Here is a 15,110-nt window from a genome sequence, read left to right on the forward strand (position 1 = left end):
CCCCGCGCGGTGGCGGCGGTTGCGGCGAACCGGCCACGAACAGGCCGACCCTGACTCTCAGGTAACCCCTGTCATACCTGAGAGCTACAGGGAAAGGCGGCTCCCCAGCGTGACGCCGACGATGGGCGGTGATCCCTAACTTCGGTACCAGAGACGAACACCCGAGCACCCCTCCGGACCGAAGGAACACACCATGCCCCGTGCCCGCCTGCGCCGCACCCTGCTGGCCGGTCTCGTCGCCGCAGCCGTCGTGTTCCCCGTGTCCGCCGCCTCCTCCTCGCCCAACACCCCTTCCCCCGAACCCGTTTCCTTCGGCGCGCACACCCCGCCCCAGGCCCGGTACGCCGAGAACCTCGCCAACCTCGGCGAGGCGGCCCGCATGGCGCAGGACGCCGGCCGCACCCGCCGGGCCGCGAAGCTGCGCGCGATGGCGGCGGGTACTCCCGGCGCCCCGGAGTCGGGCGGGCCGACGCCGCGATTCCTCGCCATCGACGGCCGCGGGAAGGGCCGCGCCATAGAGGTGTTCGGCGATCTCGACACCGCCGACCGGGTCACCGTCCTGGTCCCCGGCTCCGACACCACGCTGGACACCTACCAAAGGTTCCGTGCCGGGGCTGTCGCCCTTCAGCAGCGCCTCCAGGCCGAGCATGCGCGCTCCGCCGTGGTCGCCTGGCTCGGGTACGACACCCCCGGCACGGTCAGTACGACCGTCCTGACCACCGGTCGCGCCGATGGCGCCGCCTCCGAACTGTCCCCGTTCCTCGCGTGGCTGGGGAAGGTCACCCCGCCCGAGGCCCACCTCTCCCTCCTCTGCCACTCCTACGGTTCTGTCGTCTGCGCCCGGACCGGGACCGGCCCCAAGGTCACCGACGTGGTCCTGTTCGGGAGCCCGGGCACCGGGGCCGCCGACGCCCGTGCGCTGCGGACGGGCGCCCGCGTGTGGGCCGGGCGGGGCAGCGCCGACTGGATCGGGCGCGTCCCGCATGTCCGGGTCGCCGGCATCGGCTTCGGTACCGACCCCGTCGATCCCGCCTTCGGGGCACGGAAGTTCGCCGCCGGCAGCGCCGGGCACAGCGACTACCTCAAGCCCGGCACCGCGTCCCTCGACAGCCTGGCCCGCATCGTCCTCGGCACCGCCGCAGCGACCACCCCCGCACAGGAGGCCTCTCATGCGTAAGCTCCGCGCCCGCTGGTCCGCCCTCGCGGATCGCATGGACGCCGCCACTCCGGCGGAGCGGGACCGCTCGGTGGACGCGCTGCGGGCCCTGGCGATTCTCGGGGTGGTGCTGGGCCACTGGCTGGTCACCGCGCTGACCACCGCCAACGGCGGTCTGAGCGCCACCAGTCCGCTGGCGTCCATGAGCTGGCTGGCGCCGGTCTCGTGGGTGTTCCAGACCCTGGCCGTCTTCTTCCTCGTCGGTGGCCATGTCGGGACCCGGAGCCACGAGTGCGCGCGGGCGCGCGGGGTCTCGTACGGCGCCTGGGTCCGGCAGCGGCTGAGCCGGCTGTTCCGTCCGGTCGCCGCGGTGCTCGCCCTGTGGGCCGTCGCGACGGTCGGGATGCTGCTCGGTGGCGTGGAGCTGGACACGGTCCGGACCCTGCTCAAGCTCGTCCTCTCCCCGCTGTGGTTCCTGCTGGTGTTCGCGGCGCTGACCGCGGCCACTCCGCTGGTGGCGCGCCTGCATCCGGTGTGGCCGCTGGCGGTGGTGGCGGGTGTGGACGCGTGGCGGTACGGCTTCGGCGGGCCCGAGTGGATCGGCTGGGTCAATGTGGCGGCCGGCTGGCTCGTCCCCTACACCCTGGGGGCTGCCTGGTCGCGCGGGGCGTTCACCCGGCGGGCCCCGGCCGCGCTGCTGCTCGGCGGGGGCACTGTCGCCACCGCCGCGCTGGTCCTCTGGGGCGGATACCCGGCGTCCATGGTGGGTGTGCCCGGGGAGCCGATATCGAACCTGAACCCTCCGACGCTGGCCGCGGTCGCGTTCGGCCTGGCCCAGTGCGGGCTGGCCCTGCTGGTGCGCGAGCCGCTGGCCCGGGCCGTGCGCCGGCCGAGGGCCTGGGCGAAGGTGGCCCTGCTGAACCTGTCTGCCATGACGGTCTTCCTGTGGCACCAGACCGCGATGATGGCCGTCACCGCCCTCGGACTGCTGGCCTCCTTCGACCTTCCCGGACTGCACACCGTGCCCGGCGGTCCGGAGTGGATAGCCGCCCGGCTGGTGTGGCTGCCGGTGTTCGCCGCCGCCCTGGCGGTCTGCTGGGCCGCGTTCCGCGCGTACGAGCGGGGCAGCCGCCCGAAGCAGGAAGGCGCCACCCGCATCGTCACCGGCTCCCACCACCGGGCGCCCGCCCCCGCCGAGGAGATCACCCATGCCTAGGCTGGAGGCCGTGAACGAACAGAGCGACTCCCCGGTTACCGCGCTGCGCGGCCTGGCCCGGGAGCTGGTCAGCCTGGAGCGGGATCCGCTCCCCCGGATGTCGCGGCCGCGCTGGCTGGCCTGGCTGCCGCATGTGGCCGTCGGCTACGCAGCGGTACTGTCCTGCGCCCTCACGGCCGAGCAGCTCGGGGACCACTACGACATCACGGGCGGCCCGGTCGCGGCACTGGCGGTCCTCACCGGTGTGTCCATTGTGCTGGGGTTGTTCCGGCCGCTCGCCGGCTGGTGGCTCGGCCTCATCGCCGCGGCCCTGGTCGCGTGGACCATCCACGGCCACGTCGGCCAGGGGCAGTCCTGGCCGTGGACACCCGCCGGGGCCTTCACGTTCGCACCACTGATCCTGCTGGTAGCCCTGCGGGTGCCGCCCCGGGTGACGGTCGGGGTCGTCGGCATCTCGATCGTCTACTCCGGGCTGACCGAGGCCTCGTTCAGCCCACCGGGCAGCCAGACGGTGTTCGCGGGCGTGGCCCTCCTCTTCGGCTTCGTCGGCCTCCTCGGTTACGCGCTCCGCGCGACCCGTCTGGCCCGCGGCAAGCTCGTCGAGCAGGAGTCCCTCACCGAGGAGGAGCGCGCCCGTCGGACCCTGCTGGAGGAGCGCAGCCGGATCGCCCGCGAGCTGCACGACGTGGTCGCCCACCACATGTCGGTGATCTCCATTCAGGCGCAGGTCGCCCCGCACCTCGTGGAGAACCCGTCCGAGGAGCTCAAGGAGAACCTGGCCGGCATCCGGGAGAACGCGCTGGAGGCCCTGACCGAGCTGCGCCGCGTCCTGGGCGTGCTGCGCTCCGAGAACCCCGACGATCCGGCGAACCCCCACCACCCCCAGCCCACCCTCGCCGAGCTGGACGGCCTCGTCGACAACGTGCGCGGGGCCGGGCTGGAGGTCACCACCGAGATCGCGGGCATCCGGCGGCCTCTGACCCCGGGCGTCGAGCTCACCGCGTACCGGATCGTGCAGGAGGCGCTGAGCAACTGCTTGCGCCACGCACCGGGTTCGCGGGTGGAGGTCGGCATCGCGTACGGGCCGCGCGAGCTGCACCTGTGCGTCGCCAACAGCGCGCCGACCCGGCCGGCCCCGCCGTCGCCCGGAGCGGGGCACGGGCTGCTGGGGATGCGCGAGCGGGCGGGCATGCTGGGGGGCGAGCTGGCGGCCGGCCCGCGCCCCGACGGCGGTTACGAGGTGAGCGCCGTCCTCCCGATAGATCCGCAGGGGACCACCTCACCCGCCGCGGGCCCGGGTTCAGGCCCCTCCCCCGAAACGAAGAAGGACACATGAGCACCCCGATCAAGGTGATGATCGCCGACGACCAGATGATGGTCCGGCAGGGCTTCACCGTGCTCCTCAACACGCAGCCCGACATCGAGGTGGTCGGCCAGGCCGTGGACGGGGCCGACGCCGTGGCCAAGGTCGCCGAACTCTGCCCCGATGTGGTCCTGATGGACATCCGCATGCCCGGCATGGGCGGTATCGAGGCCACCTCCGTCATCACCGGCGTCCCGGCCTCCACCGTGAAGGTGCTGGTGCTGACCACCTTCGACCTCGACGAGTACGTGTACGAGGCGCTGCGCGCCGGGGCGTCCGGGTTCCTGCTCAAGGACGCGTCGGCCGAACAGCTCGCGGAGGCGGTACGGGTGGTCGCGGCCGGTGAGGCGCTGCTGTCGCCGAACATCACCAAGCGGCTTATCACGGAGTTCTCCCGGATGGGCGCTCCCCGGGGCCCGTCGAAGGCGCGGCTCGGCGAGCTGACGGAGCGGGAGACGGAGGTGCTGTCGCTGATCGCCCAGGGCCTGTCCAACGCGGAGATCGCGGGGCATCTGATCGTGGCCGAGCAGACGGTCAAGACCCATGTGGGCCGGATCCTGGTGAAGCTGGGCCTGCGGGACCGCACGCAGGCGGCGGTGTTCGCGTACGAGACGGGGCTGGTCCGTCCGACGGGCTACTGACTGGCCCTCGTAGTACTTGAGAGGGATGCGGGGAAATCCCCATCAGCGGCGACGCGGATGACGGGGCGGCGGACCTACGGTTCTGTATGTGAGCGAGACGACCACCGGGGGGACAGCCCGGACACCGGAATTCAGAATGGCCTCGGGATTGATTCAGACCCTGCGCCATGACCTCATCGACGATGCCTTCGCCTATCGGCCGCTGCCGCCCTCGGAGGGCGAGGGCCGACTGGCCCGGCTGCTCCCCAAGGGGATACGCCGACATGCCATATGGCGCGGTCATGCCGCGGTGGTGGCGCTGGCCGCCTTCGTCGTGATGTTCACGGGGGCCACGCAGTACACCTTCATCGGTCCGGTGGGCCGGCTCGCCACGGGGCTGGTGGCGGCGGCCCCGATTCTGATGACCTTGGTCCGGCCGATCGCCGCGTGGTGGGCGGCGGTGGCGATGACGCTGCTGCTGGCCATTCTGAACGGCCCGTCGATGACCTGGCCGTGGACTCCGGGCAGCTTCGTCTCCTATATCGCGGTGACGGTCCTCGTGACCCTGCGGACCGGGCCGAGGGTGGCGGCATGGATGTGGTCGCTCACCTTGGTGATCGGCCTCGGATTCTGGGTGCTGTTCGGCGACAGCTACGGCGTCAACTTCGCGCAGATGTCAGTGGCCTCGGCGTTCGCCCTGGCCATCGCGAGCAGCATCCAGATACGGCGGCACGCGAAGGCGGAGGTCTCCGCGCAGCAGGAGGTCACGGCCGTCGAGCGGGACCGGCGGACGCTGCTGGAGGAGCGGACGACGATCGCCCGGGAGCTGCACGATGTGGTGGCGCACCACATGTCGGTGGTGGCGATCCAGGCGGAGGCCGCGCCGTACCGGGTGAAGAACCCGCCGCCGGAGCTGGAGGCGGCATTCGTCACCATCCGGGAGAACGCGGTGGCGGCCCTGACGGAGTTGCGGCGGGTCCTGGGCGTGGTGCGCTCCTCGGACTATGAGGCGCCGGACGCCCCGCAGCCGACGCTGGCCTCGCTGGACGGGCTGCTGGCCAACGTGCGGGAGGCCGGGCTGAGTGTGGAGAAGACGGTGACGGGCGCGGTGCGGGAGCTGCCGCAGGGCGTGGAGCTGTCGGCGTACCGGATCATCCAGGAGGCCCTGAGCAACACGCTGCGGCACGCGCCGGGCGCGGCGGCCGAGGTGGAGGTGTCGTATGTGCTGGGCGGCCTGGGGATACGGGTCGTCAACGGCGCGGCGACGGGGGATGTGCGGCCCTCGCCGGGCGCGGGGCACGGGCTCACCGGGATGCGGGAGCGGGTGGCCATGCTGGAGGGGGAGATGACAGCCGGGGAGACGGCGGCGGGAGGATATGAGGTCGCGGTGTTCATACCCGTCCGCAATCGGCCCGAGCAGAGGGACGAGCCGGCGGAGGGGGCGGAATGACGATCAGGGTACTGATCGTCGACGACCAGATGATGGTCCGCGAGGGCTTCTCGGTACTGCTGAACGCGATGGACGGCATCGAGGTGGCGGGCGAGGCGGTGGACGGCCGGCAGGCCATCGCGCAGGTCGCGGCCCTGAAGCCGGATGTGGTGCTGATGGACATCCGGATGCCGGAGATGAACGGGCTGGAGGCGACGCGGGAGATCGTGGCCGCCGACACGGACGCGAAGGTGCTGGTCCTGACGACCTTCGACCTCGACGAGTACGTGTACCAGGCGCTGCGCGCCGGGGCCTCCGGGTTCCTGCTGAAGGACGCATCGGCCCGCCAACTGGCCGAGGGGGTACGGGTGGTGGCTTCCGGCGAGGCGCTGCTGGCTCCCTCGGTAACCAAGCGGCTGATCTCCGAGTTCTCGAAGCTGTCGGAGTCGCCGAAGCTCGCGGACCCGGCGTCCGTGGGGGAACTGACCGAGCGGGAGACGGAGGTGCTGGTGCTGATAGCGCAGGGATTGTCCAACGCGGAGATAGCGGACCGGCTCATCGTCGCGGAGTCCACGATCAAGACGCACGTGAGCCGGATCCTGGTGAAGCTGGGCCTGCGGGACCGCACGCAGGCGGCGGTGTTCGCCTACGAGACCCGGCTGGTGACGCCGGCTTGACCAAGGAGGGCGCGGTGGGGGCCTGACCGGCTGGGGGCCGCCTGGACCCTTAAGGTGCCGGGATGGGCTTTGATCCGTGGGATGCCGAGTTCGTAGCCGATCCGTACCCCGCCTACCGGGAGTTGCGGGAGCAGGGGCGAGCCGTATGGTCGGAGGCGACCGGCCAGTGGCTGGTGCCGCACTACGCCGACGTGAGCGCGCTGCTGCGCGACCGCCGGCTCGGGCGGACGTACCTGCACCGCTTCACCCACGAGGAGTTCGGGCGGGAGGCGCCGCCGCCCGAGCACGAGCCGTTCCACGTGCTCAACGGGAACGGGCTGCTGGACCTGGAGGACCCGGCGCACGCGCGGGTGCGGCGGCTGGTGGCGAAGGCGTTCACCCCGCGCACGGTGGAGCGGCTCGTGCCCGCCGTGGAGCGGATGGCCCGGGAGCTGGTGGCGCGGCTGGTGGCGGACGGGGGCGGGGATCTGCTGACCGCCGTCGCCGAACCGCTGCCGGTGGCGGTGATCGCGGAGCTGCTGGGGGTGCCGGAGGCGGACCGGAAGCTGCTGCGGCCCTGGTCGGCGGACATCTGCGGGATGTTCGAGCTCCGGCCGGACGAGGAGACCGCGCGCCGGGCCGTACGGGCGAGCGTGGAGTTCAGCGACTATCTGCGCGGGCTGATCGCCGAGCGGCGGGGACGGCCGGGCTCCGATTTGATCTCCGGTCTGATCGCCGCCCACGATGAGGGGGGCCGGCTCAGCGAGCAGGAGATGATCTCCACCTGCGTGCTCCTGCTGAACGCCGGGCACGAGGCCACGGTCAATACGACCGTCAACGGATGGTGGGCGCTGTTCCGCCATCCCGGCCAGCTGGCGGACCTCCGGCGGAATCCCGAAAAGTTGTCCACAGCTGTGGATGAACTCATGCGCTACGACACACCGCTCCAGATGTTCGAGCGCTGGGTGCTCGACGACATCGAGATCGGGGACACCGCGATCCCGCGCGGGGCCGAGGTGGCGCTGCTGTTCGGCTCGGCCAACCGGGACCCGGCGCGCTTCGCGGACCCCGACGTTCTGGACCTCGCACGGGCCGACAATCCGCACCTGGCCTTCGGGGCCGGTATCCACTACTGCCTGGGCGCACCGCTGGCACGGCGGGAGCTGGAGGCCTCGTTCGGCGCCCTGCTGGCAGACGGAGTCCCGCCACCGCGGCTCGTTCGCGAGCCGCGGTGGCGGGACGGGTACGTCATCCGGGGGCTGGAGGAACTGCTCGTGGAGTTCTGAGCGCCGCCTCGGGCCGTGTCGCCCGCTACCCCGCCCGCTACGTCGCCAGGTCCCGGCGGCGCAGCGCGGCCAGGCCGGCCGCCAGCAGGGCCGCCGCCAGGGCGGTCAGTGCCGCCGCCGGGGGCCAGGACAGGGCCTCCGCGCCCGGCAGTTTGGGCAGGTGGGCGAAGGGCGACAGGTCCATGACCGCCTGCGGGAGTTCCAGCGCCGGGCCGACCCAGCCCAGGGCCAGCGAGACCCCCGCCACCGCCCAGGCGACGGGGGCGAACCTCGGGGCCGCGCCGTGCAGGAGGGCCGCGAGGGCGCCGATCACCCACACCGCCGGGAGCTGGGCGAGCGTCGCGCCCACCGCCCCGGCCGCGCCCGCGGCGGACCCGCCGTGTCCGGCGCCCAGGCCGAGTCCCGCCAGCAGCAGGATCAGCGCCGAGCCGCCGTAGGCGACGGCCAGATGACCGCCGGCCCAGCGCAGTCGGCCGACCGCGTTCGCGAGCAGCGGTTCGGCGCGCTGCTCCGACTCCTCGCCGCTCAGCCGGAGCACCGCCGAGACGATGTACAGGGCGGCGACCAGGCCGAACATCCCGGCCATCGTGGCGAGGAAGGCGTCGGCGAGCCCGCCCTGCCCGCCCTGCCCGCCCATGCGCTCGATGATCTCGCGGGTCTTCTCGTTGTCGCCGACCAGCTCGGTCGCACCGTCCGTCATCCCGCCGAACACCACGCCCGCGACAAGGAATCCGAGGCTCCAGCCGGTCAGGCTGCCGCGCTGGAGCCGCCAGGCGAGCGCCCCGGCCGAGCCGAGCCGGCCCTGCGCCGGGCCCGGCCGGGCCGGGAGGAAGCTCATGCCCACGTCGCGGCGGGCGGCCAGCGCGTACGCGGCCGCGGCCTGCGCCGTCACGGCCGCGGCGAACAGCGCGAGCACCCACCAGCGTTCGGCCGCGAAGGCCCGTACGTGCTCCAGCCAGCCCAGCGGCGAGATCCAGGTCAGCGCCGAGGCTCCGTCGGGCGTGCCCGCGTCCCCGGCGGCCCGCAGCACGAACGCCGCGCCGATGAACGCTCCCGTGAGCCCCTTCGCGAGCCGGGCGCTCTCGGTGAGCTGCGCGGCCAGGGCGGCCAGCGCGGCGAACAGCATGCCGGTGGCGCCGATGCCGAGCCCGAGGGCGAGCGCACCGCCCGTGCCGCGCCCGGCGAGGCCGGTGGTGACGAGGAGGGCGACCAGCGCGTTGGCGGTGAGGGCGGTGAGGAGGGCGGCGGTCAGCGGGGCGCGGCGGCCCACCATGGCGGCGGAGAGCAGTTCCTGACGGCCCGACTCCTCCTCCTCGCGGGTGTGCCGGACCACGATGACCAGGCTCATGATCCCGGCGAGCAGGCCGGCGAAGAGTCCGCCCCGCCATGCGGTCAGGGCGCCGATCGAGTCGCCGAAGACCGGCCCGTACAGGGCGCGGAGCGAGCCGTTGGTGGTCATCGTGGCCAGCAGGCGGGCCCGTTCGGCGGGCGTCCCGTACACCGATTCGAGTGAACCGGGCAGGCTGAGCACCGTCATCGACACGACCAGGATCCAGACCGGCATGATGACGCGGTCGCGGCGCAGCGCGAGGCGCAGCAGGGCGCCGGTGCCGGCCAGTTGGTTCGACGTCACGCGGTTCCTCATCGCGACGCGCCCGCCTTCGCGGTCGTGTCGGCGGCGGCGGCGTCCGCGTCGTCGGCGTAATGGCGCAGGAAGAGTTCTTCGAGGGTGGGCGGGGTCGAGGTCAGCGACCGTACGCCCGACTCGGTGAGGGAGCGCAGTACGGCGTCCAGCTTGTCGGTGTCGGCCTGGAGGCGGATCTTGTGGCCGCGCACGTCCACGTCGTACACGCCCGGCAGGTGGGCGATCCCGTTCGGCGGGCCGGCGAGTTCGGCGCTGATCGACGTACGGGTGAGGTGGCGCAGATCGGCGAGGGTGCCGGTCTCCACGGTGCTGCCCTTGCGGATGATGCTGACCCGGTCACAGAGGGCCTCGACCTCGCTGAGGATGTGCGAGCTCAGGAGGACGGTGCGGCCGGCGGCGCGGGCCTCGACCACGCAGCTCCGGAAGACCTCCTCCATGAGCGGGTCGAGGCCCGAGGTGGGCTCGTCGAGGATGAGCAGCTCGACGTCGGAGGCGAAGGCCGCGACGAGGGCGACTTTCTGCCGGTTGCCCTTGGAGTACGTACGGCCCTTCTTGGTCGGGTCGAGTTCGAACCGCTCGATCAGCTCGGCCCGGCGGGCGCGGTCGAGGCCGCCGCGCAGCCGACCGTAGAGGTCGATGACCTCGCCGCCGGAGAGGTTGCGCCACAGCGTGACGTCCCCGGGGACGTAGGCGACGCGGCGGTGGAGCGCGACGGCGTCGGCCCAGGGGTCGCCGCCGAGGAGTTCGGCGGTACCGGAGTCGGCGCGCATCAGACCCAGCAGGACGCGGATCGTCGTGGACTTGCCGGCGCCGTTGGGGCCGAGGAACCCGTGGACCTCGCCGGTGGCGACCGAGAGGTCGAGGCCGTCCAGTGCGTGGGTGCGGCCGAATGCCTTGTGGAGGCCGGCAACGCTGATTGCCTTCATCATGTTTCTGAACGTACGTTAGTTTCATAAATTTGTGAAGCTTGGAAACCCCGTAAAGTACGGGGGTATGGATGTGGGTATGGACGTGGACGTGGACGTGGAGCGGAACGAGGAAGCGGTCTCACGCTTCGTGGAGCGGTTCGCCGCGCAGCTGACCGAGGCGGGCATGCAGCGCATGGCGGCCCGCGTCTTCGCGCAGCTCCTCGCCAGCGACGGCGGCGCGATGACCTCGGCGGAGCTCGGCGAGGCACTGCGGATCAGCCCGGCGGCGGTCTCGGGGGCGGTCTCGTACCTGACGCAGGTCAGCATGGTCAGCCGGGAGCGGGAGCCGGGCTCGCGGCGGGACCGCTACGTCCTGCACAACGAGCTCTGGTACGAGACCTTCACCCGGCGGGACCAGATCCTCACTCAGTGGGAGAAGACCCTCCGGGAGGGCGCGGCCGGGCTGGGTACGAACACCCCGGCGGGAGCGCGCGTCGCGGAGACGGCGGCGTTCTTCGAGTTCATGCAGGGCGAGATGCTGCGCATGATGGACCGCTGGAAGGAACACAAGGCGACGCTCGACCTCGGGTAGACCGCACGGGGCCGGGGGCCAGGGGCCGGAGAGGCCGGGGACCGGAGAGGCCGGGGACCGGAGAGGCCGGGGACCGGAGAGGCCGGGGGCCGGAGAGGCCGGGGACGGGAGAGGCCGGGGACGGGAGAGGCCGGGGGCCGGAGGGGCCGGAGCCCTGGAAGCCCAAGCCCCGGGAAACCCCCTGCCCCTGCCCCGGCCCCCGGCCCGGGCGTCAGCGGGGCAGGGTCAGGCTCCAGGCCGCCGGGCGCAGCGTCCAGGTACGCCGCCGGATGGGCCCCGTCTGCGCGTGGTCCGCGCGGTAGCGGAAGTCCGAGCCCGACACCGTCACCGTGGCCGCCCGCCGCGTCACCCGGCGGGCGCCGGACAGGCGGATCACCACCTCCGCCGGCGCGCCCGGCTCCCGCGTCGTCACCGAGACGTCCTCCACCTCGTGGTCCACGTCCGCCAGGACCGCCCCGTCCGCCTCCACCCGCAGCCGGTGCGCCATCCGCACGGTGGCACCCCCGGCGGGCGACAGCAGGGTGCGCAGCAGCGACCGACGTACCGTCCTCGGCCCCAGCGGCGGGATGAGCAGTCCGCCCAGGACCACCCCGTCGCTGTCGTCCACCAGCAGGTCCCGCGCGTGCACCGCGCCGTCCAGGGCCGCCCGCGCCGCCATGACCGCCGACAGCGGGACGCCCAGGGACCGGGCCAGGCCGAGCGAGCCCACCGGGCCGACGGGGATCAGGGAGAGCGCCTCCTCCCCCGACAGGTCCCGGGACCGGTGCAGCAGGGTCACCGCCCGCACGAGCGCCCCGTCGTCCCCCACGATCACCGGCCTGCGATGACCCCGGCGGGCGAGCGCCCGCGCAAATTCCTCCGGCGAGTCGGGCAGGCAAATCTTCGCCGCCGCCCCGGCTGACAACACATCTTTCGCGATCCGCACAGACTCGCCGTCCAAACGGCGGGCGACCGGGTCGACGAGCACGAGCAGGCCGCCGACCGGCGCGCCCGCATGGCTCATGGTGGGCTCTGGAGCCGACACCTCGGTCCTTCCTCGGGTAGCATCTTTGTGCAAGAGGCCCTTGCGCTATTGCGCCAGGGCCTTCGTCTATTCCGGGGTACCGGTCCGACGGCTCAGCCTGCGGTGTACATCGTCGTACGCCCCCTGACCTTGGACATGCCCCATCCGGAAGAGGTGTACGCCTGTGCCCGCTCTTGTGCTGCTCGGAGCTCAGTGGGGTGACGAGGGCAAGGGAAAGGCCACCGACCTGCTCGGTGGATCCGTTGACTATGTAGTGCGCTATCAGGGCGGCAACAACGCCGGCCACACGGTTGTCGTAGGCGACCAGAAGTACGCACTGCACCTTCTCCCTTCCGGCATCCTCTCCCCCGGATGCACCCCGGTCATCGGTAACGGTGTCGTGGTCGACCCGTCCGTACTGCTCTCCGAGCTGCGCGGTCTGAACGAGCGCGGAATCGACACCTCCAAGCTGCTCATCAGCGGCAACGCGCACCTCATTACGCCGTACAACGTGACGCTGGACAAGGTCGGCGAGCGTTTCCTCGGCAAGCGGAAGATCGGGACCACTGGTCGCGGCATCGGCCCGACCTACGCGGACAAGATCAACCGCATCGGTATCCGCGTCCAGGACCTCTACGACGAGTCGATCCTCACCCAGAAGGTCGAAGCGGCGCTCGAAGGCAAGAACCAGCTGCTCGCGAAGCTGTACAACCGCCGCTCGATCGACGCCGCGCAGATCGTCGAGGAGATGCTCCAGTACGCGGAGCAGATCAAGCCGTACGTCGCCGACACCACCCTGATCCTCAACAACGCGCTGGACGAGGACAAGGTCGTGCTCTTCGAGGGCGGCCAGGGCACCCTGCTCGACGTCGACCATGGCACGTACCCCTTCGTCACCTCCTCGAACCCGACCGCCGGCGGCGCCTGCACCGGTACGGGCGTCGGCCCGACGAAGATCAGCCGCGTCATCGGCATCCTGAAGGCCTACACCACGCGTGTGGGTGCGGGTCCGTTCCCGACCGAGCTGTTCGACCAGGACGGCGAGGACCTGCGCCGCATCGGCCACGAGCGCGGCGTGACCACCGGCCGCGACCGCCGCTGCGGCTGGTTCGACGCGCCGATCGCCCGCTACGCGACCCGCGTGAACGGCCTGACGGACTTCTTCCTCACCAAGCTGGACGTGCTCACCGGCTGGGAGGAGATCCCGGTCTGCGTCGCGTACGAGATCGACGGCAAGCGCGTCGAGGAGCTCCCGTACTCGCAGACGGACTTCCACCACGCGAAGCCGATCTACGAAAACCTCCCCGGCTGGTCCGAGGACATCACGAAGGCCAAGACGTTCTCGGACCTCCCGACGAACGCCCAGGCGTACGTGAAGGCCCTGGAGGAGATGTCGGGCGCCCCGATCTCGGCGATCGGCGTCGGCCCCGGCCGCACCGAGACGATCGAGATCAACTCGTTCCTCTAGGCGCGGTTGCAGGACCCTGAAGGGGTGAGGCGCGGAAGCGCCTCACCCCTTCGTCGTACCTGGTCACAGGCCTTTTTTGGCTGTTGCAGTGTGGTGACACAGCAGCGATGGTTCCAAGATCGACGGTGGGCGAGGATAAGCACATCGCAGCGGCCCGGGGGGAAGAAAAACACCGGCCGGGAACGACACACCGCACCACACCGCACCACATCGCACCGCCCGGCCCGGCGCTCTGCCGAGGCCACGCCTTCTCCGCCTTTCGGCACCTTCTCCGTCTTTCTTTCTTTCTCGGCCTGCTGCCCCGCCCGCCGCACGCCCTTGTTGATTCCTTGGGGGGAGTCCACCATGTCCGCTCGCATCGCCAACCGCCGTCACCTTCGCTCCGCGGCCGCCACCGCCGTCGTCGCCGCCGTCGCCGGTACCGTCCTGATGCCGCTGTCGGCCTACGCAGCGTCGGTGGAGGACTCCAGGCCCGTGCTGCGGATCGCGCTGGGCGCCCCCGTCCCGAGCGGCCCGCTGACCCGCGGCGGTGCGACCGAGACCTTCGACCTCACGGTCTCGAACCCCACCGCCAAGGCCGCCCCGTTCCACCCGTGGCTCCTGGGCAACGTGGGCAGCCCGATCTCGCTCAAGAAGAGCGACGTCGTCTTCAAGGTCGAAGAGGTCAACGCGCCGGACACCGAGTCCTTCATCGGGCAGCAGGACGGCGGCTGGCAGGGTCTGTTCTTCCCGGCGGGCAAGGAGATCTCCGAGGGCTTCGAGGTCCCGGCGAACTCCAAGCTGACGTGGAAGGTCACCATCGGGCTCGGCGAGAGCTACCCGACCAACAGCAACGCGTTCGAGCTGCGCGCCGCCACCACCTCCCGAGAGATCGCGCCGGGCGGCGGCGCCTCCCTCACCTTCAAGGCCACCCCCTCGGCCAAGCCGGCCGAGCCGGCCACGCTGAAGACCCACTTCGAGAACAACGGCTCCTGCGACGGCACGAACGACGAGAGCCTCTGCAAGCAGCTGACCCTCTGGTACAAGCACGAGGGCGGCCCGTTCACCTCCGACCTCGTCACCCGCCTGACGGTGAAGGTCCCGAGCGACGTCAAGCACCCCGACACCCAGGTACGCGTCATGATCGACGGCAAGTGGACCGACGTACGGCCGGACCGCAACGGCGACTTCATGCTGCCCCTCATGCCGAAGGACTTCCAGGGGATGCCGGGCGACCTGTTCGCCCTCCAGGTCAAGCTCGGCCCCAAGACGCAGATCACGAAGCCCACCCTCGTCACCCTGCAAGCCGGCGTCGCGCTGGACGAGAACAAGCCCGGCCTCATCTCGACCACCACCACCGACTTCAAGCTCGCCCCGGCCAAGCCGGCCACCACCAAGCCCGCCAACCCGACCGCCCAGCCGTCCGCGACCGCCTCGCCGACGAAGACGTCCGCGTCCTCATCCTCGTCCGCTTCCTCGTCCTCTTCCTCGTCCATCACCCCGGTGACCGCGCCCGCCGGCAACACCCCCAAGGCCACGGGCTCCCTCGCGCACACCGGCTCCGACTCCCGCACCGGCCTCTACTCCGGCCTGGCCGCCGCCCTCATCGCCCTCGGCGCGGGCATCGCCTGGCTCGGCGCCCGCCGCCGCGCCAGCAGCACCCGCGCCCGCGTCTGACCCTGACCCGAGCCGACGCGGGCCCTCCGACACGCCTCTGCCCCGCCGAGCTGACGCCCGGCAGGGCAGAGGCGTGAGGTGCGTGCGGTGTCAGTTGCCTACGGCGTCCGGG

General features: G+C 71.9%; 13 protein-coding genes. 10 read left to right on the forward strand and 3 right to left on the reverse strand.

Annotated features, from left to right (window positions below):
* Window positions 1-193: 193 nt before the first annotated feature.
* From MTF65_RS13700 to MTF65_RS13730, 7 genes are all read left to right on the forward strand, one after another.
* The gene (locus MTF65_RS13700; protein WP_243628936.1) at window positions 194-1,177 is read left to right on the forward strand and encodes an alpha/beta hydrolase; all 984 of its coding nucleotides are present in this window, start codon (window positions 194-196) and stop codon (window positions 1,175-1,177) included.
* Window positions 1,170-2,372, forward strand: a complete 1,203-nt coding sequence (locus MTF65_RS13705; RefSeq protein WP_243628937.1) for an acyltransferase — start codon at window positions 1,170-1,172, stop codon at window positions 2,370-2,372. Before MTF65_RS13700 ends, MTF65_RS13705 begins: the two co-directional genes overlap by 8 nt.
* Before the next feature lie 10 nt (window positions 2,373-2,382).
* Window positions 2,383-3,708 (forward strand): sensor histidine kinase, encoded by a 1,326-nt coding sequence (locus tag MTF65_RS13710; RefSeq protein WP_243628938.1) that lies wholly within the window; start codon window positions 2,383-2,385, stop codon window positions 3,706-3,708.
* Window positions 3,705-4,376, forward strand: a complete 672-nt coding sequence (locus tag MTF65_RS13715; protein WP_243628939.1) for a response regulator transcription factor — start codon at window positions 3,705-3,707, stop codon at window positions 4,374-4,376. The genes MTF65_RS13710 and MTF65_RS13715 overlap by 4 nt, the downstream gene beginning before the upstream one ends.
* 136 nt (window positions 4,377-4,512) lie before the next feature.
* The gene (locus MTF65_RS13720; protein WP_243628940.1) at window positions 4,513-5,805 is read left to right on the forward strand and encodes a sensor histidine kinase; all 1,293 of its coding nucleotides are present in this window, start codon (window positions 4,513-4,515) and stop codon (window positions 5,803-5,805) included.
* On the forward strand, window positions 5,802-6,461 hold the full coding sequence (locus MTF65_RS13725; RefSeq protein ID WP_243628941.1) for a response regulator transcription factor: 660 nt from the start codon (window positions 5,802-5,804) through the stop codon (window positions 6,459-6,461). Before MTF65_RS13720 ends, MTF65_RS13725 begins: the two co-directional genes overlap by 4 nt.
* 62 nt (window positions 6,462-6,523) lie before the next feature.
* Complete coding sequence (locus MTF65_RS13730) at window positions 6,524-7,726, forward strand: cytochrome P450 (RefSeq protein WP_243628942.1); 1,203 nt, start codon at window positions 6,524-6,526, stop codon at window positions 7,724-7,726.
* Window positions 7,727-7,763: 37 nt separating this feature from the next.
* Here the strand turns inward: MTF65_RS13730 and MTF65_RS13735 are convergent, their stop codons facing one another.
* The gene (locus MTF65_RS13735; protein WP_374207230.1) at window positions 7,764-9,290 is read right to left on the reverse strand and encodes an ABC transporter permease; all 1,527 of its coding nucleotides are present in this window, start codon (window positions 9,288-9,290) and stop codon (window positions 7,764-7,766) included.
* 77 nt (window positions 9,291-9,367) lie between these two features.
* Window positions 9,368-10,300: an ABC transporter ATP-binding protein gene (locus MTF65_RS13740; protein WP_243628944.1), complete on the reverse strand. Its 933-nt coding sequence runs from the start codon at window positions 10,298-10,300 to the stop codon at window positions 9,368-9,370.
* Window positions 10,301-10,364: 64 nt separating this feature from the next.
* Here MTF65_RS13740 and MTF65_RS13745 point away from each other — a divergent pair, with 64 nt between their 5' ends.
* Entirely contained in the window at window positions 10,365-10,871 is a 507-nt protein-coding gene (locus tag MTF65_RS13745; RefSeq protein ID WP_243628945.1) for a GbsR/MarR family transcriptional regulator, read from the forward strand.
* A 211-nt stretch (window positions 10,872-11,082) separates the two neighbouring features.
* Here MTF65_RS13745 and MTF65_RS13750 read toward each other — a convergent pair whose 3' ends face one another.
* Complete coding sequence (locus MTF65_RS13750) at window positions 11,083-11,874, reverse strand: diacylglycerol kinase (RefSeq protein WP_243629072.1); 792 nt, start codon at window positions 11,872-11,874, stop codon at window positions 11,083-11,085.
* Between the two features lie 184 nt (window positions 11,875-12,058).
* Here MTF65_RS13750 and MTF65_RS13755 point away from each other — a divergent pair, with 184 nt between their 5' ends.
* The gene (locus MTF65_RS13755) at window positions 12,059-13,342 is read left to right on the forward strand and encodes an adenylosuccinate synthase (protein WP_243628946.1); all 1,284 of its coding nucleotides are present in this window, start codon (window positions 12,059-12,061) and stop codon (window positions 13,340-13,342) included.
* Window positions 13,343-13,687: 345 nt separating this feature from the next.
* Window positions 13,688-14,998 (forward strand): hypothetical protein, encoded by a 1,311-nt coding sequence (locus MTF65_RS13760; RefSeq protein ID WP_243628947.1) that lies wholly within the window; start codon window positions 13,688-13,690, stop codon window positions 14,996-14,998.
* The last annotated feature ends 112 nt before the right edge of the window (window positions 14,999-15,110 follow it).

Source organism: Streptomyces sp. APSN-46.1, from assembly GCF_022815725.1.
In the GTDB taxonomy this organism is placed as follows: domain Bacteria; phylum Actinomycetota; class Actinomycetes; order Streptomycetales; family Streptomycetaceae; genus Streptomyces.